We start from the raw sequence: 23,570 nt of genomic DNA on the forward strand, positions 1-23,570 counted from the left end.
ATTACTGTTTTGTTACCGCATCAGGGGGGTTCAGTTTTGAAGGGAGGACCCGGGCTTTGACTCCCGGACGAATTCGTTGTAGTCCGGACACAATGACCCGATCGCCGGGACGTAGACCTGCGGTCACCAGCCATTGATTGCCAACGGCCTTCACGGCGTTTATTTCGCGCAGTTGCACCACGTTTTCCTGGTCAAGGAGAAGCACGGTGGCTTTTCCTTGCGCGTTATGCGTAACCCCTTGTTGGGGGACCATCAAAACGTTCTGCTGACTGCCTTCGTCCAGCAACGCCGTGACATACATCCCGGGTAAAATTTCACCTTCAGGATTCGGGAACACCGCGCGCAGGGTTACCGAACCAGTGGTCTCATCGACGGCGGGATCGGCAAACTCAAGCGTACCGGTATGACGATATGGTTTGCCGTTTTCCAGCATCAGCTCAACAGGAATTTTGCCCTGTTGCTGGGCGATTTTGCCGTTGGCTTTCTCTTCTTTCAGGCGTAAGAAGTCTTGTACTGACTGCGTTAAATCAACATAAATAGGATCCAAACGCTGAACGGTGACCAGTGCGTTTTGCTGGTTGGCAGTGACCAGGGCACCCACGGTCACGGATGATTTACCGCTGATGCCATCAATCGGCGAGGTGACATTGGCGTAACGAAGGTTGATGGTGGCCTGCTCAAGATCCGCTTTGGCGACAGCGACATTGGCTTGCGCTTCATTCAGCTGGGAGCGTGTTGTGTCGTAGTCCTGACGGCTGACGTAATTAGATTTAAGTAACGCTGACTGCCGATTTAATGTGAGACGCACATTATTGGCCGTCGCTAATGCCTTTGCCAGTGCGCCTTTGGCTGAATCCAGTTGCGCCTGCAGCGGAGCAGGATCAATTTGATACAGTGATGCTCCTTTACTGACTTTATCACCCTCAATAAAATTGCGTTTTATGATTATCCCGCCAACCTGAGGCCGGATTTCGGCGATCTCGAATGAAACCGCGCGGCCCGGAAGTTCACTTTTAATATTTACTGAAGAGGGCGCTAAGGTAATAACGCCGACTTCGGGCTCTATGGCGGTGTTTTTTACTGCTGGTTTATTATCGCAGGCGGTGATAATGACGCTACTAAAAAATAATGGTATCAAGAGTAAGCATTTTCTGTTCATAGTTATCCCTGAATAATGTGTAAACACAAATGTTCTTGTATTGCATGCAGGATGGGAGAGTGATCGATAAATAACAAAAGATGCTCAGGCATGAGACGACTAAAGCCCATTTTTCGCTAAAGTGCTAGCGGGTAAATTATAGGTAACAGGAAGAATTCATGTTAGCCGAAGGATCGCATTCAGTGGCATGGCGCAATAAGATAAACACGGAAGATGATAAGGATGTTTCGCCTGTATCAAATTCCGCGATAGATTAGCGCCATCTAACTACGGGGTTATTTTACGAGCTCCGGTGTAACCTCGGTTACGGTATTTGTGTAGTAGGGGCCTCCCCACATCGGTTCAGGCCAGAACGCGCCGTATCCGTAATCCCACAGGTTATAGGTGGTGTTGACAGTATCTGTTAAATGCCAAATCTGAATGCCCTGTAAATCAACTTTCACAAAGTTGTACGGGACCTTATTGATGAATCCAGGTTCTTCCCCTTGAATTGTCCCTAAAATAGTCACGAAATGGTTTCTGTAGTTTACCGGGTCGAGAAACCCTTTCTGCTGGGCAAGTATACGTCCCTGATAGTTCGCGTCTATTTGTGGTTTGGCGTAGCTGTTCAGTGGTAATACGGCGATTTCCAGTAGCGTATCTGTTTTGGTGTTAATCACATTGATGACTTTACCCCCAAAGCGAGCCTGCTGACCGGTATATAACCCGGGTTGGTTGTGCACTGAGATAAAGTTTTTTTGAATATCGGATTGATTATTACCTTTGATATTCTCAGGAATTGAAGCACATGCTGCCAGGGCGAATGTAAGGGCAATAACCAGCAACCCTTTTACTTTATTCATTTTTACTTTCCTGCTAAAAAAGACAGGCCTATAGTAAACCTTTGCCCATTATTGTCAGCACGCACATTGTTGATTGGCTAATAGTCGTATAATTGTAGCTTATGGTAATAATAGAGAGTATTTTTGGACATATTCCCGTCACGTGACGGGAATATAAAAAGACGGGCCATCAATTTGTGGACTGCCCGGTTACCCGACAGAATGACCGCGTTCATTGCTCCCGTCACCCAGGCGGTAAGCCAGCGCAACCACTAGCGACTGTACCAGACACAGCGTCGCTGACTGAGAGCGAAACGCGTCAACCTGCGCCTCTTTCACCACAAAGCAGAGATCGCTGAACGTTGCCAGCGGGCTTATCTGGCTGTCGGTTACGACTATCTGGCGCGCGCCCGCATTGGCCGCGGTTTCGCTGACCATCACCGTTTCTTCCGCATACGGCGAGAAGCTTATCGACACAACAATATCGCGCGCTTTGATGCGGTTAATTTGCTCGCGCAACATCCCACCCATACCGTCGAGCAAAATAGGGCGACATTCAAGATGGCTCAGAGCGTAGGTGAGATAGGCGGCTACGCTAAACGAACGACGCAGACCGGCGATGTAGATGGTCTCTGCTTCTGCCAGTAATTGTACGGCGCGTTCTAACATTTCAGGTTCGGCACGGGCCGCCAGCTGCTGTAGGGCCTGAGTATTCGAACGGGCGAACTCCTGCAGGATATCAAGTGGCGTTTCTGGCACGGCTTCGCTTTCCATCTCCCGGAACAGGCGCGCGCGATCGCTGTAGCTGGCAGTTTCCTCCACCAGGTTCATACGAAACAGCTGTTTCATTTCGTTGAAGCCGGTGAAGTCAAAGGCGTTGGCGAAGCGGATAAGCGTTGAGGGAGGCACTCCGGCCCGCTCGGCAATGACGGCAACCGTATCAAAAGCCACGCTATTTGTATTATCCAGCACATAGCGGGACACCTGCTGCAGCCTCTTGCTCAGTCCATCGTAGCGATCGCGGATTTGCTGCTGCAGTTCGTTCAGGCTGGTTGCTGTCGTCATTTTACCTCCTGTTGCATAGTTTTATGATTCTAAACGCAAAACCGCGTCTTTGAAATGTCACTCATTCATCCGACCGAAAAAACGAAACAAAAGCTTCAGACTTATCTCCTGCTGAAACGTTCTGCCAGTGCAGGTGAATCATGCAATTTCACTTGTTAACATAAAAACCCATCCTTGATCACATTAATCATTATTTATTTTATTTCAACTTAAAATGGAATGTTTGTTTCATATATAGTACACAGATAGCAGCGTTCAGGTAACAGTCACGTATCAACAGCGAGAGGTTAAGGATGGAGACGGTAGCGAATTTTATTCATGGCGAATGTGTCACCGGTTCAGGCCAGCGCGTTCAGGCGATCTTCAACCCGGCCACCGGCGAACAGATCCGCCAGGTGGTGATGAGTACAACACAGGAAACCGAACAGGCCATCGCGGCAGCGTATGACGCGTTCCCTGCCTGGGCGCGACACTCTCCACTAAAACGTGCGCGAGTGATGTTCCGCTTTAAGGCGCTGCTGGAAGAGAACATGGATCAGTTGGCGCGCATCATCAGTGAAGAACATGGCAAGGTGTTCTCTGACGCGGTCGGTGAATTGACGCGCGGCCTGGAGGTGGTGGAGTTTGCCTGTGGCATCCCACATCTGCAAAAGGGTGAACACTCAGCCAATGTAGGGACCGGAGTCGATAGTCATTCGCTGATGCAACCGCTCGGGGTTTGCGTGGGGATCACACCGTTTAACTTTCCGGCAATGGTGCCGATGTGGATGTTCCCCATCGCATTAGCGACCGGGAATACCTTCGTACTGAAGCCCTCGGAAAAAGATCCTTCTCTTGCATTGACGCTGGCGAAATTACTGCAAGAAGCAGGTCTGCCGGACGGTGTGTTCAACGTCGTCCAGGGCGATAAAGAGTCCGTTGATGTGCTGCTGACCGACCCGCGCGTACAGGCCGTGAGCTTCGTCGGCTCAACGCCGATTGCGGAATATATTTATCAGACGGCTTCGGCCCACGGTAAGCGTTGCCAGGCGTTGGGCGGTGCTAAAAACCATTGCATTTTAATGCCGGATGCCGACATGGATATGGCGACTAACGCCATTATGGGCGCAGCTTTCGGCGCAGCGGGAGAACGCTGCATGGCGCTTTCTGTCGTGTTGGCGGTGGGCGATAAAACGGCAGATGAGCTGTGCTCACGACTGGAAAAACAGATTGCTGCACTGCGTGTCGGGCCGGGGCTTGATCAGACGCCGGAAAACGAAATGGGGCCGCTTATTTCCTCGGCACATAGGAATAAAGTGCTCGGGTATATCGACAGTGGGGAATCTCAAGGGGCCAGCCTGCGTGTGGATGGTCGACGTTTTAGCGTCAAAGGTCATGAGCAGGGCTATTTTGTCGGGCCGACCCTGTTTGATAACGTCACCCCGGAAATGACGATCTACAAAGAAGAGATTTTCGGGCCGGTACTTTCTGTGGTGCGCGTAGCAGATTACAGCAGCGCGTTGGAACTGATTAATCGCCACGAATATGGTAATGGCACGGCGATTTTCACACGTGATGGCGGCTGTGCGCGTCGCTTCTGCGAAGAGGTTCAGGCGGGCATGGTGGGCGTTAATGTGCCTATTCCGGTGCCGATGGCGTTCCACAGTTTTGGCGGCTGGAAGCGTTCCATTTTTGGTGCGCTCAACGTTCACGGCAACGATGGCGTGCGTTTCTATACGCGGATGAAAACCGTTACCGCACGCTGGCCAGAAATGCTGCAGGACACGGGGGCCGCGTTCTCCATGCCGACGCTGGGCTGACAGGAGGGTTTATGCAAACCGAACGTATGACCATGGCTCAGGCGCTGGTCAAATTCCTTAATCAACAATATATCTGTGTCGATGGACAGGAAGCGCCTTTTGTCGAGGGTGTGGCGACCATCTTTGGTCACGGTAACGTGCTGGGTGTCGGCCAGGCGCTGGAGCAGGATCCCGGTCACCTGCAGGTGATGCAGGGCTGTAACGAACAGGGAATTGCGCATATGGCGACTGGATTCGCCAAACAGCATCGACGCCAGCGTATTTTTGCCGTCACGTCGTCGGTTGGACCGGGGGCGGCGAATATGGTGACTGCCGCGGCGACCGCGACGGCGAACCGTATTCCGCTGTTGCTGTTGCCCGGGGATGTCTATGCCAGCCGCCAGCCGGATCCGGTACTGCAACAAATTGAGCAATACCATGACCTTGGCATCAGCACGAATGACTGTTTCCGGCCTGTCTCGCGTTACTGGGATCGGATTAATCGCCCGGAGCAGTTAATGAGCGCGATGCTGAACGCGATGCGAGTGCTTACTGACCCCGCAGATACTGGAGCAGTCACTATTTGCCTGCCACAGGATGTGCAAGGGGAAGTCTGGGATTACCCGCAGAGCTTCTTTGCGCGCCGCGTGCATTTGATTGAACGTCGTCCACCCGATCCGCAGCGTCTGGCGATGGCGCGGGCGCTGATTGCCCGCAAACGTCGTCCGCTGGCGGTATGCGGCGGCGGGGTTCGCTATTCCGGTGCGCATGAGGCATTTCAAACGTTTGTTGAAACGCTGCAACTGCCATTTGCCGAAACTCAGGCCGGAAAGGGGGCGCTGGTTAGTGACCACCCACTTAACCTTGGTGGCATTGGGGTTACCGGGGGGATGGCCGCCAATCAGCTCGCGCCGAAGGCCGATCTGGTGATCGGCATCGGCACGCGTCTCACCGACTTTACCACCGGCTCGAAAGCGCTGTTTTCTCATCGGGACGTTGAATTCCTGCTGCTGAACGTGGCGGAGTTTGATGCGCTGAAGCTTGATGCTACTGCGCTTATCGCCGACGCCCGTACCGGGCTGAATGCACTAACCGAAACGTTGAAAGATTACCGCAGCGATTGGGGGAATGAGGTAGCGCAGGTGCAAGCGGCCTGGCGCGATGAGTGCCAGCGTTTGTGGGATCGCGACTGGCGTCCTGACGACGAACCTGAAGTAGCGGGGCATCTTGACGCCCAACTGGCAGAATATGGCGACACGCTTAACACCCGGTTGACCCAGACTAAGGTGCTGGGGCTTATCAATCAGCACATCGAAGACAACGCTATTGTCGTCGGCGCGGCTGGCTCGCTGCCTGGCGATTTACAGCGCATCTGGCAGGTCAAAACCCCTGACAGCTATCATCTGGAATACGGCTACTCCTGTATGGGCTATGAAATTGCGGCTGCTATTGGGGCCAGGCTGGCGAAGCCACAGCAGCCGGTTTATGCCATGGTGGGAGATGGCTCGTACATGATGCTACATTCCGAGCTGCAAACCGCCGTTCAGGAAGGGATAAAGGTGACCATTCTGCTGTTTGATAACGCCGGCTTCGGCTGTATTAATAATCTGCAGATGGGACACGGGATGGGGAGTTTCGGCACGGAAAACCGCCACCGTAACCCGCAAACCGGGCGACTGGATGGGCCTTTGGTAAAAGTCGATTTTGCCCAAAACGCGCAGAGCTACGGCTGTCGGGCGTGGCGGGTACATGATGAACAAAGCCTTCTGGCGGCGCTGGAAGCCTCCCGTGCGCATCCTGGTCCTGCGCTGCTGGATATCAAAGTCCTGCCGAAAACCATGACCCACGATTACGCCGCCTGGTGGCGCACTGGCGACGCGCAGGTGGCCGATTCGCCGTCGGTGCGCAAAGCCGCTGAGCAGACGTTTGAGCAGGTGAAAAAAGCGCGCCAGTACTGACGCAGAGTTATGCCGGATAAGCAAAGCCGCCATCCGGCAATCCTTCCCGACGAAATTTTCATTTCATTTTTCTTTTCTCTTGATCCACCGCCTCATCCACCGCCTCCTTCCTGAACGGAAGGGGGCCAATTCCTGCATCTTTCCTTATATCATGTTGTGATATTGATAACAGATTTTATCTCATTCGTCTCAAAAGTGTTAACTTGCACTCAAAAATATAATTTTCACTATTTATAAAAATGAAATAAATGTTTTATTTAAGGGGTCGTTAGTTCATCGCATTCACCAACACCGGGAGCCGTTATGTTTAACATTGCTTTACTGGGCGCTGGCCGAATTGGCCAGGTACATGCAGCTAACATTGCCAGTCACAGTGCCACCACGCTCTGGTCCGTCGTCGACCCGAATCAGGAGTTTGCCACTCGTCTTGCCACCCAGTACCAGGCCCGTCTGCAAAGTCTGGATGAGGCAATGACTGATCCAAACGTTCACGCCGTGTTGATCGCCTCCGCGACAGATACCCACGCAGACCTGATTGAACTGGCTGCTCGTCACGGCAAAGCTATCTTCTGCGAAAAGCCCGTCCACCTGGATCTGGCCCGCGTGCGCGACTGTCTGAAAGTGGTTAAAGAGTACGACGTGCCGCTGTTTATCGGCTTTAACCGCCGTTTTGACCCGCAGTTTCGCCGCGTGAAAACCGACGCACTGGCCGGGCGTATCGGTAAGCCGGAATCGCTGCTGATTATCTCCCGCGACCCGTCTCCGCCGCCTGCGGAATACGTGCGCGTCTCCGGCGGCATGTTCCGCGATATGACCATCCACGATTTTGACATGGCGCGCTTTATCATGGGCGAAGAGCCGGTGTCGGTGTATGCCCAGGGCAGTAATCTGGTGGATCCGGCGATTGGTGAGGCGGGCGATATCGACACCGCATTTATCGTTCTGAAATATGCTTCCGGCGCGATGGCGACCATCGTCAATAGCCGCCGCTCATCCTACGGCTACGACCAGCGCCTTGAGCTGCACGGCTCTGAAGGGCTGCTGTGCGCGGGCAATATTCTCGAAAACCAGGTGCAGCACTACGGCAAACAGGGCTGCAACAGCGCGCTGCCTGAACATTTCTTCCTGCAGCGTTATAAATCGGCCTATGCCGCGGAATGGGAGCACTTTGTTGCGGTACTGCGCGGCGAAGCGGTCCCGGATTGCAGCGGAGACGACGGTGAGCGTGCGCTGTATCTGGCGGATAAAGCGCTGGAGTCACTGCATAGCCAGCGTGAAGTTCTCCTCTGATTGTCATCACAACTAACCCTACACAGAGAGACATAATAATGAAAAAACTGATCTTAGCTGTCCTCATCGCCATGACATCCGGGGCAGCCATTGCTGAAAATGAGCAAATTGTTTTTAGTACGCCAAATCTGGCGATGCCATTTGAAGTTCACATGCAGCGCACGGCGGTGAAAGCCGCAAAAGAGATGGGTGTGAATTTGCAGGTTCTGGACGGGCAGGGTAGCTCGCCGAAACAGGTCGCTGACCTGGAAAACGCCATCACCCGTGGCGCACAGGGTTTTATCGTTTCACCGAACGATGTTAACGCGGTGTCCAGTGCGGTAGATGAAATTCAGGATGCGAAGCTACCCGTTGTTACTCTCGACCGCTCCGTCGATAGCCAGAAAAAAGTGCCGCACTTCGGCGCGAATAACTACAAAGGCGGCCAGGCGATTGGCGACTTTGTAAAAACCAAATTTCCTGACGGGGCGGACATTATTCTGCTGACCGGCCAGCCAGGCTCCTCCTCCAACATAGAACGTACTAAAGGTATTCGCGACAGCCTGAAGTCGGGCGGTGAAAAGTACAAGATCGTCGCCGATCAGACGGGTAACTGGATGCGTTCTGAAGGGATGCGCATTGTCGAAAGCGTGCTGCCTTCACTGCCGAAACGCCCACAGGTGATCCTCTCCGCTAACGACGACATGGCGCTGGGCGCGATTGAAGCGTTACAGGGGCAAGGTCTGAAACCGGGTGAAGTTCTGGTCACGGGCTTTGATGCTGTACCGGAAGCGCTGGCACGCGTGCGTGACGGCTGGCTGGCGGTAACGGCGGATCAGCGTCCTGGTTTTGCGGTGAAAACGGCCATGAGCCAACTGGTGAATAACGTCCGTGAGAAGACCGCAATCACCGGTGCTGACTATCCGCCAACGCTGATAACTAAAGAAAATCTGCAGCAGGCCGAGCGTATCGGTGAGGCCGGTAACTGATATGTCCAGAGCCGCTGCGTAAGTGGCGGCTCACTATGAGGAGGAGCAGACCGATGTCGCAACCCTTACTGAAAGTGACCGACCTGGCGAAAAGCTTTTCCGGCGTCTGGGCGCTAAGCAGCGCACAACTGACCGTTGGTGTGGGAGAAATCCACGCGCTGTTAGGTGAAAACGGTGCCGGAAAATCGACCCTGCTGAAAGCGCTGGCGGGCGCGCAGCCGCAAACGCGTGGGGAGATTTGGTTTAACGGCGAAACGTTGCCGGTAGAGGACTCTCCGGTCGAGCGGCAGAACAAGGGCATTATCACTATTTATCAGGAATTTAATCTGCTGCCCAACATGACCGTCGCCGAGAATATGTTCCTCGGGCGTGAACCGCGCAAGCGCAATCTGATTGTGGATGAAAAGGCGGTGAATCAGGAAGCGCAGGTGATTCTGGATTATTTGCAACTGAACGTTGCGCCAACCACTGCCGTGGCCCGACTGAGTGTGGCACAGCAGCAAATGGTGGAAATTGCGCGGGCGCTGACGTTGAACGCAAAGCTTATCATCATGGACGAACCTTCCGCCGCGCTGAGCGACAGCGAAGTAGAAAGTCTGCACCGGGTGGTGCGGGAACTTAAAGGGCGGGGCGTGAGCATTATCTATGTCACCCATCGTCTGCATGAAGTCTTTCAACTTTGCGACCAGTTTACCGTTTTCCAGGATGGACGTTTTACCGGCAATGGTGCGGTTGCACAGACCACTGTAGAACAGCTGATTCGCCTGATGGTGGGGCGTGATGTGGCCTTTAATCGCCGCCCGGCCAGTGAAACTCACCATCAAGATAAACCTGTGCGTCTGGCGGTAAAGGGACTCAGCCGTGAAAAGCCGCCGTTGGATCCGCATGGCATCGCGCTACACGACATTAGTTTCCACGTTCATGCCGGAGAAGTATTAGGCATCGCCGGGCTGGTTGGTGCCGGGCGCACTGAAGTGGCCCGCTGCCTGTTTGGCGCCGACGGGTTTACCTCCGGTAGCTTTGAGCTTGATGGCGTGCCATATCAGCCGCGCGATCCGCTGTTTGCGCTGGATCAGGGGCTGGCGCTGGTGCCGGAAGATCGTAAAAAAGAGGGCGCGGTGTTGGGGTTGTCGATCCGCGACAACCTGTCGCTTTCCAGCCTGTCATCACTGCTGCAGTGGCGCTGGTTTGTGAATACCCGCAAAGAGGATGCCCTGATCGAGTCTTACCGTCAGGCGCTGCAGATCAAAATGGTCAACAGCGCGCAGGAGGTACGCAAGCTCTCTGGTGGCAACCAGCAAAAGGTGATCCTCGCGCGCTGCATGGCACTTAATCCGCGGGTGCTGATTGTCGATGAGCCGACGCGTGGCATCGATGTTGGTACCAAATCAGAAGTCCATCAGGTGTTGTTTGATATGGCGAAGAAGGGCGTGGCGGTGATCGTGATCTCCTCCGATCTGCCTGAAGTCATGGCGGTTTCCGATCGGATCATCACGCTGAGTGAAGGCCGGGTGACTGGCGAGATCCATGGCGATGACGCCAATGAAGAGCGGTTAATGACGATGATGGCCATCAACCACAACGCCCTGAATGCGGCATAACGGAGTGATTCATGACGCAGATTATTTCTAAAACGCAGGTTCCAGCCAAACGCGGCGGACGTCTCGATCCTATAGCCTTTTTTGAGCGCTTTGGGGTACTGATTTTCATGATCCTGCTGCTGATTTTCTTTCAGTTGCAGAACAGCAATTTTCTTTCTGAACGCAATATTTTCAACATCCTGACCGAAGTCTCCATCTACGGGATCATGGCTGTCGGTATGACGTTTGTCATTCTGACCGCCGGAATCGATCTGTCGGTAGGCTCCATCCTGGCAGTCTGCGCCATGACCGCCGCGTATGTGATTAAGGGCGACAACTTCACCACCGTCGATCCGAACGCCTGGGGCGGCATGAGCTGGCTGATTGGCCTTGGGATCTGTATGGCGATGGGCACCGCGATTGGTTTCCTGCATGGCCTCGGCGTGACCCGCCTGCGTCTGCCGCCGTTTATCGTCACCCTCGGCGGGATGACCATCTGGCGCGGCCTGACGCTGGTCATTAACGACGGCGCGCCGATTGCCGGGTTCGACGCGGGTTACCGCTGGTGGGGGCGTGGTGAACTGCTCGGCATTTCCATTCCGATCTGGATCTTCGCTTTGGTGGCGGTGGGTGGTTATCTGGCGCTGCATAAAACCCGTTGGGGGCGCTTCGTGTACGCCATCGGCGGCAACCCGGAGGCGGCGCGCCTGGCCGGGGTCAACGTCAAGCGCGTGTTGGTCAGCGTCTACGTGCTGATTGGCTGTCTGGCGGGGCTGGCGGGCTTCATCCTCAGTGCGCGTTTGGGCAGTGCGGAAGCGGTCGCCGGGATCTCGTTTGAGCTGCGCGTCATCGCTTCCGTGGTGATTGGCGGCACGTCGCTGATGGGGGGCTACGGACGCATCGGTGGCACCATTATCGGCTCGATCATCATGGGCATCCTGATTAACGGCCTGGTGCTGATGAACGTCTCGGCTTATTACCAACAAATTATAACCGGCTTAATTATCGTTCTGGCGGTGGCGTTCGATACCTACGCCAAGAGCCGTCGCGGCGCACTGTGAGGATCACGATGAAAGAAGTTCGTATTGGACTAATTGGCACCGGGTATATCGGCAAGGCGCATGCCATCGCCTATGCCCAAGCCCCGACGGTGTTCAACCTGCGCGGCAAACTGGTGCGCGAAATGGTGGCGGAAGTCACGCCGGAGCTGGCGGCCGAACGGGCGCAGGCCTTTGGCTTCAATCGCTCAACCGGAGACTGGCGTGCGCTGGTGGCCGACCCGGCCATTGACGTGGTTGATATTTGTTCGCCTAACCATCTGCATAAAGAGATGGCGCTGGAGGCGATCCGTCACGGCAAGCACGTCTACTCGGAGAAGCCGCTGGCGCTGAACGCCCATGACGCGCGTGAAATGGTGGAGGCGGCACAACGGGCCGGAGTGAAAACGCTGGTGGGTTTCAACTACATGAAGAACCCGACCGCGCAGCTGGCGAAAGAGATCATTGAGCGCGGCGAAATTGGCGAGGTGATCCATTTCTACGGTACCCACAACGAAGACTATATGGCCGACCCGCTTTCGCCGATCCACTGGCACTGTTTTAAAGAAACGGCGGGTCTGGGCGCGCTGGGCGATCTCGCGGCGCATATCGTCAATATGGCCCAGTATCTGGTGGGGGATATCGAGCAGGTCTGCGGTGACCTGAAGATCGTGGTCCCGGCACGTCCGGCGAAGGCGGGTTCGGCAGAGATGATTGCCGTCGAAAACGAGGATCAGGCCCACGCGATGGTGCGTTTTGCGGGCGGGGCGCAGGGCGTCATTGAAACCTCCCGCGTCGCCTGCGGCCGCAAGATGGGGCTGTCATATGTCATCACCGGGACGAAAGGTGCCATCAGTTTCACTCAGGAGCGCATGGCCGAGCTGAAGCTCTATCTGCATGACGACCCGGTGAACCGTCAGGGATTCCGCACGCTGCTCGTCGGCCCGGCTCACCCGGACTACGGTGCGTTCTGCATGGGGGCAGGCCATGGGATTGGCTTTAACGATCAAAAAACCGTGGAAGTGCGCGATCTGGTGGACGGCATTGCCGCCGATGCGCCGATGTGGCCGGACTTCGAAGAGGGCTGGAAGGTGTCGCGTGTGCTTGACGCCATCGCACTCTCGCACCTGGAAGGCCGCTGGCTGAACGTGAACGACATTGTCTGAAGAGGGTTCAACGTGGAAAAGCAGTTTGATGTGATATGCATGGGCCGCGTGGCGGTTGACCTCTACAGTCAGCAGATTGGCGCACGCCTGGAAGATGTGTCGAGCTTTGCCAAATACCTTGGCGGTTCGTCGGGCAATGTGGCGTACGGCACGGCGCGCCAGGGATTGCGTTCTTCAATGTTGGCGCGGGTTGGCGACGAACATATGGGGCGTTTTCTGCGGGAAGAGTTAAACCAGGTGGGCTGTGACACCAGCCATCTGATTACCGATAAAGACCGCCTGACGGCGCTGGTGCTACTCGGCATTAAAGACCGGGATACCTTTCCTCTGATTTTTTACCGTGATAACTGCGCGGATATGGCGATTACTGCCAGCGATGTTGATGAACAGTACATCGCGTCTGCCCGCTGTCTTGCCATCACCGGAACCCATCTTTCTCATCCCCAGACCCGCGAGGCGGTGCTGACGGCGCTGGGTTATGCCCGCCGCCACGGCGTGCGCACGGTGCTGGATATCGACTACCGTCCGGTGTTATGGGGGTTAACGTCCTTAGGCGACGGCGAAACGCGTTTTATCGCCGCTGAGCAGGTGACGCGTCAATTGCAGGATGTGCTGCACCTGTTCGACGTCATCGTCGGCACCGAGGAGGAGTTTCATATCGCGGGCGGCAGCACTGAAACGCTGCAGGCGCTGGAGAAGGTGCGTGGTGTGAGTCAGGCTACGCTGGTCTGCAAACGCGGCGCGCTCGGCTGCTCGGTGTATATCGATGCCATCCCACCCCGGCTGGACGATGGCCTGACGGTGACCGGCGTGCGCGTCGAGGTGCTTAACGTGCTTGGCGCAGGGGATGCGTTTATGTCCGGCCTGCTGCGGGGCTACCTGAACGATGAGGGCTGGGAGCAGGCGTGCCGCTATGCCAATGCCTGCGGCGCGCTGGTAGTGTCGCGCCATGGCTGTGCCCCGGCGATGCCGAGCAAAATCGAGCTGGATGATTATCTCTCCCGCGCCGCACTCGTTCCGCGTCCGGATCTTGACCCGCGTCTAAACCATCTGCACCGCGTCACTACCCGTCGCCGCGAATGGCCGGAACTGTGTGTGATGGCCTTCGATCACCGCAGTCAGCTTGAGGAGATGGCGCTGCAGTGCGGCTCGTCTCTGAAACGTATTCCGGCGCTGAAGCAGCTGATCCTGCAGGCCAGCCGCGAGGCGGCCAACAGCGCCGGGCTGGAGGGTAAGGCCGGGCTGCTGTGCGACGGTACGTTTGGTCAGGATGCGCTGAATGCGATAACCGGAGAGGGCTGGTGGATAGGTCGCCCTATCGAACTGCCGGGTTCGCGCCCGCTGGAGATGGAACACGGCAATATAGGTTCGCAGCTCATCAGCTGGCCGCAGGAGCATGTGGTGAAGTGTCTGGTCTTTTTCCATCCGGAAGATGCCCATGCGCTGCGTCTGGAGCAAGAACAGAAAATTGCCGAGGTGTACCACGCCTGCTGCCAGTCCGGGCATGAGCTGCTGCTGGAGGTGATATTGCCCGCCAGCATGCCGCGCAGCGACGATCTCTACCTGCGTGCCATCTCCCGTTTCTACAACCTGGGGATTTCCCCCGACTGGTGGAAACTGCCACCGCTCTCGGCCAGCGGCTGGACGGCGCTGAGTGAAATTATCGCGCGCCGTGACCCACACTGCCGTGGGGTGGTGATCCTCGGTCTGGATGCCCCGGCAGAGCAACTGCGCGCCGACTTCAAAGCCGCTGCAGGACAAACGCTGGTCAAGGGTTTCGCCGTGGGACGTACGCTGTTTGGCGACGCCTCTCGCGCGTGGTTGAAACACGATATTGATGATGCGCAGCTGGTGGCGCGCATTAAGGATAACTACCTGCAGCTTATCGCCTGGTGGCGCGAGCGCGGACAAGCATAATTCAGGAGAAGATAATGACGGTACAATTAGGTATTAATCCACTGACATGGACGAATGACGATCTGCCTTCTCTGGGCGCCGAGACCTCGCTGGATACTTGTCTGAGCGAAGGCAAAGAGGCCGGGTTTGCTGGTTTCGAACTGGGCAATAAATTCCCGCGCGAGGCGCGACTGCTCGGCCCCATTTTGCAGCGCCACGAGCTGCAACTGGTTTCCGGCTGGTACTCCGGTCGTCTGCTGGAGCGTAGCGTAGAGGAGGAGATTGCCGCCGTGCAATCGCACCTGACGTTACTGCGCGAACTGGGGGCGAAGGTGTTGGTATTTGCCGAAGTGAGTGGCTGTATTCACGGCGAGCAGCAGACACCGGTACATCTGCGTCCGCGCTTCCCGCAGGCACGCTGGCAAGAGTACGGCGAAAAACTCACTGAATTTGCCCGCTACACACAGCAGCAGGGGGTACAGATTGCCTATCATCACCATATGGGCACGGTGATTGAGTCCGCCGACGACGTGGACAACCTGATGACCCATACCGGTGATGAAGTCGGATTGCTGCTCGACACCGGCCATTTGACCTTCGCAGGTGCCGATCCGCTGGCGGTGGCACAGCGTTGGGCATCGCGTATCAACCATGTTCACTGTAAAGACGTGCGTGCCGACGTGCTGGCGGATGTCAAAAATCGCAAAACCAGCTTTCTTGATGCAGTACTGAGCGGTGTTTTTACCGTGCCGGGAGATGGCTGCGTTGACTATCCGCCGATCATGGCCTTGCTGAAGGCGAATCAATATCAGGGTTGGCTGGTAGTGGAAGCGGAGCAGGATCCGGCCATCGCGCACCCGCTGACGTATGCGCGTCTGGGCTATAACAACCTTAGCCGTCTGGCGCGGGATGCCGGGCTTATCTGAGGAGGTGACATGTCACGTTTATTATCACGCTGGCAGCAACCTGACGCACAAGGGCGAACGCAGTCGGTGACCCCAGAACGTGCTGGCTGGGGATATGTCGGCTTTGCAGCGTATGAACTGGAGGAGGGGCAGCAGCTTACGCTGCCCGCAGTCAGCGAAGAACGCTGTCTGGTACTGGTCGCCGGACGCGCAACCATCACCACGCCGGGCGCAACCTTTACGGATATCGGCGAGCGGATGAGCCCGTTCGAACGCAGTAAACCGTGGGCGGTGTATGTCACCTCTGGTGAGGCAATACAGATTCAGGCTGTGACCAGACTGGAGCTGGCAGTTTGTGCTGCGCCGGGGAAAGGAACGTACCCGACGCGGCTGATCGCACCACAGGATATCGAGGGAGAAGCGCGCGGCAAGGGCAATAACCAGCGTTATGTGCATAACATCTTACCGGAAGATAAACCTGCAGATAGCCTGCTGGTGGTGGAGGTGTGGACCAATGAAGGCTGCACCAGTTCCTACCCAAGCCATAAGCATGACACGGATAACCCACCGCAGGAGACCTATCTGGAGGAGACCTACTATCATCGTCTCAATCCGGAACAGGGGTTCTGCATGCAGCGCGTCTACACTGACGACAGAATGTTGGATGAATGTATGGCGGTCTATAACCGTGACGTGGTCATGGTGCCGAAGGGGTATCACCCGGTGGCGACGATGGCTGGGTATGACAGCTATTACCTCAACGTTATGGCCGGGCCGGTCCGCAAATGGATGTTCACCTGGGAAGATGATCACGCGTGGATTAACAGGGATTATCCGGTCGATAAATAAGGATGAAAGTGTTTGGCTGCGGTGAAAGCAGATTTGGAGTCAGGGCCTGTGCGTTACTGTGGCCCTGCTCTGGTTTCGCTGTAAAAAGGATTGAGTCAGGTCAGCAATCCTGGATTGTGGTTAAATAATAATAAAAAACGCGAAAGCGGCTTTCATTATTAAATGACTTTATTAAATGGCTGGGAAATTATTCGCTGATTTTTTTCTCAACGGATGCAGCACCTTCTTTGGTCTTATTCCAGCCTTTCTCTGTGCCTTCTTTGGTTGCATTCCAACCTTTTTCAGTGCCTTCTTTAGTTTTATTCCAGGCTTTTTGCGAACCTTCGCTCACTTTGCTACTCAGGTTATCTTGTTTACCTTCCGCAGCATGTTTAGCTTTTAATTTCTGCTCTTCGCCCTGATTCTGTGCCTGATGCAGTTTTTCTTTTGCGGTATTAGCGTTTTCGTGTGCGGCAGCTACATCATTATCAGTTGCGTGTGTCGTAGCGGCAATAACCGGAGAAGCCAGCAAAATTGCAGATAATGCGATAATTGTCTTTTTCATAATATCCTCGCTTAGCGTTATAAGTTATTAGCGTGAATAAGCGTGGCACGTAAACGAAGTGCTGGCTTTAGGAAAAAACTGTAAGTGCAGAAAAAACTATTTATCTGATTAATGCACTCGCGAACCATCAATATGGTTATTTTGTGTTGGGTAAAATCCACGTTTAATATTGGGTTAAATAACGAGTGGCTGTGGGGGAATAGAATTTTACGCATTGGTTGATGCCCCGGTAGAAACTTTAGGGGCAGTGTTTCCTTCGGTGCGTTTGTGCAAGATGCGGACATTTCGCGGCTAAACTAAAGTAGTTTTGGTAGTGTTTAAAACCACCTAACCCTTTGTGATACGATGGCGGTTTCAGCTTGTCACATGAGGTCAGATTGTGAATTCATACATTTTTCTTGCAGGAGCCATCGTAGCTGAAGTTATAGGTACAACCCTGATGAAGTTCTCTGACGGATTTACACGCCTTTGGCCATCTGTAGCCACAATAGTGTGCTACTGCACTGCTTTTTATCTTCTTGCCCAGACGTTATCGACCATTCCAACGGGTATTGCGTACGCAATTTGGTCAGGTGCTGGAATCGTTTTAATCAGCCTTCTGGGCTGGTTAGTAAGTGGGCAAAAGCTTGATTTTCCGGCGATTGCAGGCATGGTCCTTATTTGTGCCGGGGTTCTGGTTATTAATATTTTTTCAAAATCCTCCCCACATTGATTCTCCTGGAGGAGTGTCGGATATCAGGTTATCTGCTTCATCTACCCCTAAATTTTCCGGTTAATGCGCAGCGCATCAACAACGAGTGAAAAGGCCGGGGAAGGCTGCTTGCGGCTGGGATAATAAAGATAGTAGCCCGGAAAAGGATGACACCAGGATTCAAGTACGCGAACGAGACGACCCTCTTTGAGGTGTGAGCCAAACTCCTCCTCAGGTAAAAAGGCAATACCCAACCCTGCCAGCGCGGCGTCAACAACATGTTCCGACGTATTAAACGTCAACTGTCCGTTAACCCGAACGTTCAGCTCTCCTCCCTCGTGATCGAATTCCCAGACATAAATCCCCCCGGATCGGACCATACGCAGATTAATACACTGATGCTGCGTCAGATCATGAGGCGTTTGGGGAACCGGGTATCGCTCGAAATAATCTGGCGAGGCGGCCGCTGCCATACGAAGTTTCGGACCGATGGGCATCGCTATCATATCTTTATCGATCGTATCGCCAAGCCGCACGCCCGCATCGAACCGATCTGCCACGATGTCACGGAATCCGTGGTTGGCATCGAATTCGATATGAATATCCGGATATTCGCGCAGCAGCGGCGTCAGCTTGGGCAGCAGGGTCGTTTTCAGCACGTTCGGCCCGCAGGTGATGCGGACGGTTCCTGCTGGCTTGTCCCGCAGTTCAGTCAGCATATCCAGTTCGGCCTCAATCTCGTCAATGCGATGGCCCACCGACTGCAGCAGTCGTTCCCCGGCGGCCGTCGGGGCGACGCTGCGGGTGGTCCGCGTCAGCAGGCGGATTTGCATCCGCTCTTCCAGCCCGGAAATCGCCTGGCTCAGCGCGGGCTGAGTCACGCCAAGCTGCGCGGCGGCACGCGTAAAGCTGCCTTCCCGCGCCACGGTGACGAAAGAGAGTAAATCGTTGAGGTTGCGTCTGGCCATGTTCAGTTCCGGTCTATTTATAAATTTTACTTATAAGCCTATTAAGCATTCATTAGCTAGTTTCCCCGCTGCCTATTGGTAACAATAATGCGATGAAAAAGTCAACGCTAAATGATATGCAAAACATGCACCGCAAAACGTTGCTGCTGCTGATGTTCCTTCTTGTCGGGCTGCTATGCGTTACGCAGTCCGTGATGGCGGGTGGCAACGAACGGGTCGCTGTACAGGAGAAGCTTATGAAAATTGAGATCGTTGTGAATGGTGAGACCGCCACCGCCACCCTCTATGACACGCCGACAGGGCGGGATTTTGCGTCACTGCTTCCCCTCAGCCTCACGCTGCAAGATTACGCCGATATTGAGCGCATTAGCGATCTGCCGCGCAGGCTTTCCACTGCACAGGCTCCGGAAGGCATGACGCCGGAAGCCGGGGATATTACTTTCTACGCGCCCTGGGGCAACCTGGCGATTTTTGCCCAGGGCAGGCCTTACGCCCGTTCACTGATCCCGGTTGGCAAAGTCGATTCGGGATTGTCCGCCCTGCAGCGCCATGGACCGCTTAAGGTGCAGATCAGGATCGTGGACTGAGCAGTCGTTCCTTTCATACCCATCGTTCCCTTTTACTACCGTGCTTGTCCCCACGCCGACGCGTCAAAGTCTCCTGAAGGCGCAGGGGAGGGCATCGCATTATCAACAAAAAAGAAAGGCTAAATGCGTAATCAGAAAACTGAAACCAGAAACAAAAACGGAGAAAGTGAAAAACAACCGGCGCACTGGGGCGGCGTGTTTGCCATGACACTGTGCGTCTTCGCCCTGATCGCCTCCGAATTTATGCCGGTCAGCCTCCTGACGCCGATGGCGCAGTCCCTGAACGTCACCGAAGGCATGGCCGGGCAGGGAATCGCCATTTCCGGCGTGTTTGCGGTGGTGACCAGCCTGTTTATTTCCCGACTGGCAGGCGCGCTTAACCGGAAAACTCTGCTGCTCGGCCTGACGTGCATCATGGCGCTGTCCGGGGCCGTTATTGCGATGGCCCCCAACTACCTGACCTATATGACGGGTCGGGCTCTGATTGGCATTGTAGTCGGCGGGTTCTGGTCGATGTCGGCGGCGACGGCGATGCGTCTGGTGCCAGTGCACCGTGTTCCGTTGGCGCTGGCTATTTTTAACAGCGGCAATGCGCTAGCCACTGTCGTGGCCGCACCTCTGGGCAGTTGGCTGGGTTCGGTCATCGGCTGGCGGGGGACCTTCTTCTGCCTGCTACCCGTCGCCATCGTCGCGTTTGTCTGGCAACTGCTCAGTCTGCCCTCTATGCCGGTTACCCGCCCGCATGTGGGCGCTGGCAACGTCTTCATGCTGTTCCGCCACCGGGTGGTCACGCTGGGCATGCTAGGGGTGGGGATCTTCTTTATGGGACAGTTCACGCTCTTTACCTATATCCGACCCTTCCTCGAAGCGGTAACGAAGGTGGACGCTTCAGCGGTGACTCTCATCCTGTTGGTCATCGGTATGGCGGGCTTCATCGGCACTACGTTGATTAGCCGGGTATTGAAGCGCGGATTCTACCCGACCCTGATGGCGATTCCTGTACTGATGGCGATCATCGCGCTGGCCCTGATCGCGTTTAGCAACCAGGCGGCCATCGTGACGATACTGCTCGGACTGTGGGGGCTGATTTCAACCGCCGCGCCAGTGGGATGGTGGGCATGGGTTCCACGCACGTTCCCGCAGGATGCCGAAGCGGGAGGTGGGCTAATGGTGGCGATGGTGCAACTGTCCATTGCGCTGGGATCCACCGTGGGAGGCCTGCTGTTCGACCATCACGGTTTCCAGAGCACCTTTCTGGTCAGCGCCGCAATGCTGATTATCGCAACCGTACTGATATTCCTGACCTCACGAGCAGACGCGTCTGCCGGTGGCCATTCATCACACTCGTCCTGATAAGGAAACCATCATGAATAAATTTACGTTAGCCCTGGGGATGTTCATCAGCGCATTTGCCGCCTCCGCGGCGGATATGTCCAGAGGTGCGGATAACTTTTATAAAAGCGATAAGGTGACGCAGCAAAAAGTCACCTTTAAAAACCAGTATCAGATGAACGTGGTTGGCAATCTGTTTGTCCCGAAAACGATCGTTCAGAACGCCAAAAACCCGGCGGTCATCGTGGGCCACCCGATGGGCGCAGTCAAAGAGCAGGGCTCAAACCTGTACGCGCAGAAACTGGCGGAGCAGGGTTTTGTCACGCTGGCGATTGATCTCTCGTTCTGGGGAGAAAGCGAAGGTAAGCCAGGGCACCTGATTTCACCGGAAATCTACGCGGATGATTTCAGCGCGGCGGTTGATTATCTCAGCACACAACCATTTGTTGATCCGGAAAATATCGGCGTGCTGGGCATTTGCGGTAGCGGAAGTTTTGTCATCAGCGCCGCGAAGATTGACCCACGTATGAAAGCCATCGCCACCGTTAGCATGTATGACATGGGAGCTGCGTTCCGTAATGGGCTTAACCATTCCCAGACGCTTGAACAACGTAAGGCCTTCATCCAGTCGGCCATTGAGCAGCGGTTTGCTGAGTTTAAAGGGGGAGAGACGGCTTACATTCCGGGCACTGTAAATAAACTGGACGCCTCCACGCCAGAAATTCAGCGCGAGTTCTTTGATTTCTACCGCACCGAACGCGGCGGCTACACCCGCAGGGCGAGAAAGAAGAACTGACGACAAAACCGATGCTGAGCAGTATCGGCAAGTTTATGAACTTCTACCCGTTCAACGATATTGAAGCCATTTCACCGCGTCCGATGCTCTTTATCACCGGCGATCAGGCTCATTCAAAAGAGTTCAGCGAGGACGCCTTCAAACGCGCCGCTCAGCCTAAAGAGCTGTATGTCGTTCCGGGGGCTGGGCACGTCGATCTGTACGATCGCACAGACGTGATCCCCTTCGACAAATTGGCCGACTTTTTCCGTAAGAACCTCAAATAACGCGTCAGTTAAGGAGCATGCGACATGAACTACAAACATCTGGGCCGAACAGGCCTGCGGGTGAGCCGTATCGGTCTTGGGACTATGAACTTTGGTGAACTGACGGATGAGCCAACCAGCTTCAGGATCATGGATGAGGCGGTGGATGCGGGTATCAACTTTTTCGATACCGCCGATGTTTACGGCGGACCGCAGTCGCCGGATATGGCAAAGGGGTACGGGACATCCGAAGAGATCATCGGCAACTGGCTGGCGCGCAGCGGAAAGCGCGAGCGGATCGTGCTGGCCACAAAAGTTTATCAGCCGATGGATACGGGTCCGAACGATAAATATTTGTCCGCTTACCATATTCGCCGGGCATGTGAAGCCAGCCTGAAAAGGCTCAAAACGGACCATATCGATCTCTATCAGATGCACCATATCGACCGGAACACCCCCTGGGAGGAGATCTGGCAGGCTATGGAACAGCTGATCCGTGAGGGTAAAATTAGTTATGTGGGCAGCAGTAACTTTGCTGGCTGGGACATTGCTACCGCACAATGTAAGGGCCGACGTACGTAACCTGCTGGGACTGGCATCTGAACAGAGCCTGTACAATCTGACCCAGCGCACGGTTGAGCTGGAGGTGATCCCTGCGCTGCGTCATTACGGCATTGGCTTTATCCCATGGAGTCCGGTAGGGAGGGGAATGCTGGGCGGTGTGCTGCGTAAAATGACAGAGGGGCGCAGGGCAACACCGCATATGCAGGTGCAAATCAATCATCTGCGGCCACAGCTGGAAGCCTGGGAGCAGCTTTGCGATGAAATGGGTGAAACGCCGGCTGACGTTGCGCTTGCCTGGCTATTGCAAAATCCGACCGTCACCAGCGTACTCAGCGGGCCACGTACGGTTGAACAACTTCGTCAGAATCTGAATGCGCTGTCTGTAACGTTAACGCCTGAAACACTTGAAAAACTGGATGCTATTTGGCCAGGACCAGGCGGGGAAGCTCCTGAGGCCTATGCCTGGTAACAAAGTGTCTAAAAGGTTCGGATTTAATGGGTTCTCTTCGGACTTCGCTGGATAAAATGAGGGCACAAAAAAGCCCGCAGAGCTTGCGCCGTGCGGGCTCTTAGGACTTATCGGATGACACTGGTAATCACCGGCTGGCGTCCTTGTAATTGGTGTGGGAGGTGGTTGAGGCTCTGGTGGACGTTGCTAACATTGTGATGTGGCTTTATCGGAACATATCAATATCGCTAACACTGCTAAACTCAACGAGATATATGCAATCTGAACACGGAGCACATGATGGCCACCACACATGTTTTCATCGCGGTCAGTCTTGATGGTTTTATCGCTCGGCAGGATGGTGATATCGACTGGCTGTTAAAGCGCGATGACCCGACAGAAGATCATGGCTATGCCGCATTCATCGCGGACAAAGATTGGATCATTATGGGTCGAGGCAGCTATGAGAAGGTGCTGACTTTTAACGAATGGCCTTATGATCTGCCCGTGCTGGTGCTTTCCCGGCAGCTAGCCGATACCACCGTGCCCGAGGCGCTGAAGGATAAAGTGCAGTTTTCATGCCTCACGCCAGGGGAGGCTCTTGCTGACCTGATGGAGAAGAACGTGCACCGGGTCTATATCGATGGTGGGCAGTTAATACAGTCGTTCCTGCGCGAAGGTCTGGTCGCCGATATCGTTATCACTACCGTTCCTGTCCTGCTCGGTTCGGGAAAACCGCTGTTCGGAGTTCTGCCCCATGATATCGATTTGACGCTATTATCCAGCCGCAGCTTCCCTTCAGGTCTGGTGCAGTCGCATTATCGGCTGACGCCATAAGCTGAATCAAAGCATAGTGGTGACCTCCACTTTTCGCTCATAGCCGATGCTCACATCAGTTATGGCTAAAAGCAGGTATGAGAGGA

At 54.8% G+C, this 23,570-nt stretch carries 19 protein-coding genes and 2 pseudogenes; 16 read left to right on the plus strand and 5 right to left on the minus strand.

All coding sequences use genetic code 11. The features are described 5' to 3' along the window. Position 1: 1 nt before the first annotated feature. From NMD08_RS06410 to NMD08_RS06420, 3 genes are all read right to left on the minus strand, one after another. Positions 2 to 1,159, minus strand: a complete 1,158-nt coding sequence (locus NMD08_RS06410) for an efflux RND transporter periplasmic adaptor subunit (RefSeq protein ID WP_151218141.1) — start codon at positions 1,157 to 1,159, stop codon at positions 2 to 4. Between the two features lie 275 nt (positions 1,160 to 1,434). Beyond that, positions 1,435 to 2,001, minus strand: a complete 567-nt coding sequence (locus NMD08_RS06415; protein ID WP_151224217.1) for a Slp family lipoprotein — start codon at positions 1,999 to 2,001, stop codon at positions 1,435 to 1,437. 189 nt (positions 2,002 to 2,190) lie between these two features. After that, positions 2,191 to 3,045, minus strand: coding sequence for a MurR/RpiR family transcriptional regulator (locus NMD08_RS06420; protein ID WP_370619790.1), 855 nt, complete (start codon positions 3,043 to 3,045; stop codon positions 2,191 to 2,193). A 293-nt stretch (positions 3,046 to 3,338) separates the two neighbouring features. Here NMD08_RS06420 and NMD08_RS06425 point away from each other — a divergent pair, with 293 nt between their 5' ends. The 10 genes from NMD08_RS06425 (at position 3,339) to iolB (ending at position 16,472) form a co-directional block, all read left to right on the plus strand. Continuing rightward, positions 3,339 to 4,844, plus strand: a complete 1,506-nt coding sequence (locus NMD08_RS06425) for a CoA-acylating methylmalonate-semialdehyde dehydrogenase (RefSeq protein ID WP_370619792.1) — start codon at positions 3,339 to 3,341, stop codon at positions 4,842 to 4,844. 11 nt (positions 4,845 to 4,855) lie between these two features. After that, positions 4,856 to 6,781: a 3D-(3,5/4)-trihydroxycyclohexane-1,2-dione acylhydrolase (decyclizing) gene (gene iolD, locus NMD08_RS06430; RefSeq protein ID WP_252838683.1), complete on the plus strand. Its 1,926-nt coding sequence runs from the start codon at positions 4,856 to 4,858 to the stop codon at positions 6,779 to 6,781. Between the two features lie 303 nt (positions 6,782 to 7,084). Beyond that, positions 7,085 to 8,071 (plus strand): inositol 2-dehydrogenase, encoded by a 987-nt coding sequence (iolG, locus tag NMD08_RS06435; RefSeq protein WP_151218137.1) that lies wholly within the window; start codon positions 7,085 to 7,087, stop codon positions 8,069 to 8,071. A 38-nt stretch (positions 8,072 to 8,109) separates the two neighbouring features. Continuing rightward, positions 8,110 to 9,039, plus strand: a complete 930-nt coding sequence (locus NMD08_RS06440) for a substrate-binding domain-containing protein (protein ID WP_370619794.1) — start codon at positions 8,110 to 8,112, stop codon at positions 9,037 to 9,039. Positions 9,040 to 9,092: 53 nt separating this feature from the next. Continuing rightward, positions 9,093 to 10,640, plus strand: a complete 1,548-nt coding sequence (locus tag NMD08_RS06445) for a sugar ABC transporter ATP-binding protein (RefSeq protein WP_370619796.1) — start codon at positions 9,093 to 9,095, stop codon at positions 10,638 to 10,640. An 11-nt stretch (positions 10,641 to 10,651) separates the two neighbouring features. After that, complete coding sequence (locus tag NMD08_RS06450) at positions 10,652 to 11,680, plus strand: ABC transporter permease (protein ID WP_003826102.1); 1,029 nt, start codon at positions 10,652 to 10,654, stop codon at positions 11,678 to 11,680. An 8-nt stretch (positions 11,681 to 11,688) separates the two neighbouring features. Then, positions 11,689 to 12,822 (plus strand): Gfo/Idh/MocA family protein, encoded by a 1,134-nt coding sequence (locus NMD08_RS06455; protein WP_286542272.1) that lies wholly within the window; start codon positions 11,689 to 11,691, stop codon positions 12,820 to 12,822. Between the two features lie 12 nt (positions 12,823 to 12,834). Further along, positions 12,835 to 14,739 (plus strand): 5-dehydro-2-deoxygluconokinase, encoded by a 1,905-nt coding sequence (gene iolC / locus NMD08_RS06460; RefSeq protein ID WP_151224213.1) that lies wholly within the window; start codon positions 12,835 to 12,837, stop codon positions 14,737 to 14,739. Positions 14,740 to 14,753: 14 nt separating this feature from the next. Beyond that, positions 14,754 to 15,644, plus strand: a complete 891-nt coding sequence (gene iolE, locus NMD08_RS06465; RefSeq protein WP_151218133.1) for a myo-inosose-2 dehydratase — start codon at positions 14,754 to 14,756, stop codon at positions 15,642 to 15,644. A 9-nt stretch (positions 15,645 to 15,653) separates the two neighbouring features. Further along, complete coding sequence (gene iolB / locus NMD08_RS06470; RefSeq protein WP_370619799.1) at positions 15,654 to 16,472, plus strand: 5-deoxy-glucuronate isomerase; 819 nt, start codon at positions 15,654 to 15,656, stop codon at positions 16,470 to 16,472. Between the two features lie 187 nt (positions 16,473 to 16,659). On the opposite strand, the gene NMD08_RS06475 is transcribed toward iolB, so the two are convergent. Next, complete coding sequence (locus NMD08_RS06475; RefSeq protein WP_187258872.1) at positions 16,660 to 17,016, minus strand: hypothetical protein; 357 nt, start codon at positions 17,014 to 17,016, stop codon at positions 16,660 to 16,662. A 379-nt stretch (positions 17,017 to 17,395) separates the two neighbouring features. On the opposite strand from NMD08_RS06475, the gene NMD08_RS06480 reads away from it, so the two are divergent. Continuing rightward, positions 17,396 to 17,728 carry an EmrE family multidrug efflux SMR transporter gene (locus NMD08_RS06480; RefSeq protein ID WP_151218131.1) on the plus strand — a complete coding sequence of 111 codons (333 nt, stop codon included), beginning with the start codon at positions 17,396 to 17,398 and terminating at the stop codon, positions 17,726 to 17,728. 47 nt (positions 17,729 to 17,775) lie between these two features. Here the strand turns inward: NMD08_RS06480 and NMD08_RS06485 are convergent, their stop codons facing one another. Continuing rightward, a complete protein-coding gene (locus NMD08_RS06485; protein ID WP_151218130.1) occupies positions 17,776 to 18,675 on the minus strand; it encodes a LysR family transcriptional regulator in 900 nt (299 codons plus the stop codon). A gap of 92 nt (positions 18,676 to 18,767) precedes the next feature. Here NMD08_RS06485 and NMD08_RS06490 point away from each other — a divergent pair, with 92 nt between their 5' ends. The 5 genes and pseudogenes from NMD08_RS06490 to NMD08_RS06510 all read left to right on the plus strand — a co-directional run bounded on the left by NMD08_RS06490 (position 18,768) and on the right by NMD08_RS06510 (position 23,484). After that, positions 18,768 to 19,262 (plus strand): cyclophilin-like fold protein, encoded by a 495-nt coding sequence (locus tag NMD08_RS06490; RefSeq protein ID WP_222840997.1) that lies wholly within the window; start codon positions 18,768 to 18,770, stop codon positions 19,260 to 19,262. 123 nt (positions 19,263 to 19,385) lie between these two features. Beyond that, a complete protein-coding gene (locus NMD08_RS06495) occupies positions 19,386 to 20,615 on the plus strand; it encodes an MFS transporter (protein ID WP_151218129.1) in 1,230 nt (409 codons plus the stop codon). Positions 20,616 to 20,628: 13 nt separating this feature from the next. After that, positions 20,629 to 21,656, plus strand: a pseudogene (locus NMD08_RS06500) (alpha/beta hydrolase). Positions 21,657 to 21,680: 24 nt separating this feature from the next. After that, positions 21,681 to 22,668, plus strand: a pseudogene (locus NMD08_RS06505) (aldo/keto reductase). A gap of 279 nt (positions 22,669 to 22,947) precedes the next feature. Then, positions 22,948 to 23,484 (plus strand): dihydrofolate reductase family protein, encoded by a 537-nt coding sequence (locus tag NMD08_RS06510; protein WP_370620201.1) that lies wholly within the window; start codon positions 22,948 to 22,950, stop codon positions 23,482 to 23,484. Positions 23,485 to 23,570: the final 86 nt, after the last annotated feature.

The organism is Citrobacter meridianamericanus (assembly GCF_041320245.1).
Lineage (GTDB): Bacteria > Pseudomonadota > Gammaproteobacteria > Enterobacterales > Enterobacteriaceae > Citrobacter > Citrobacter meridianamericanus.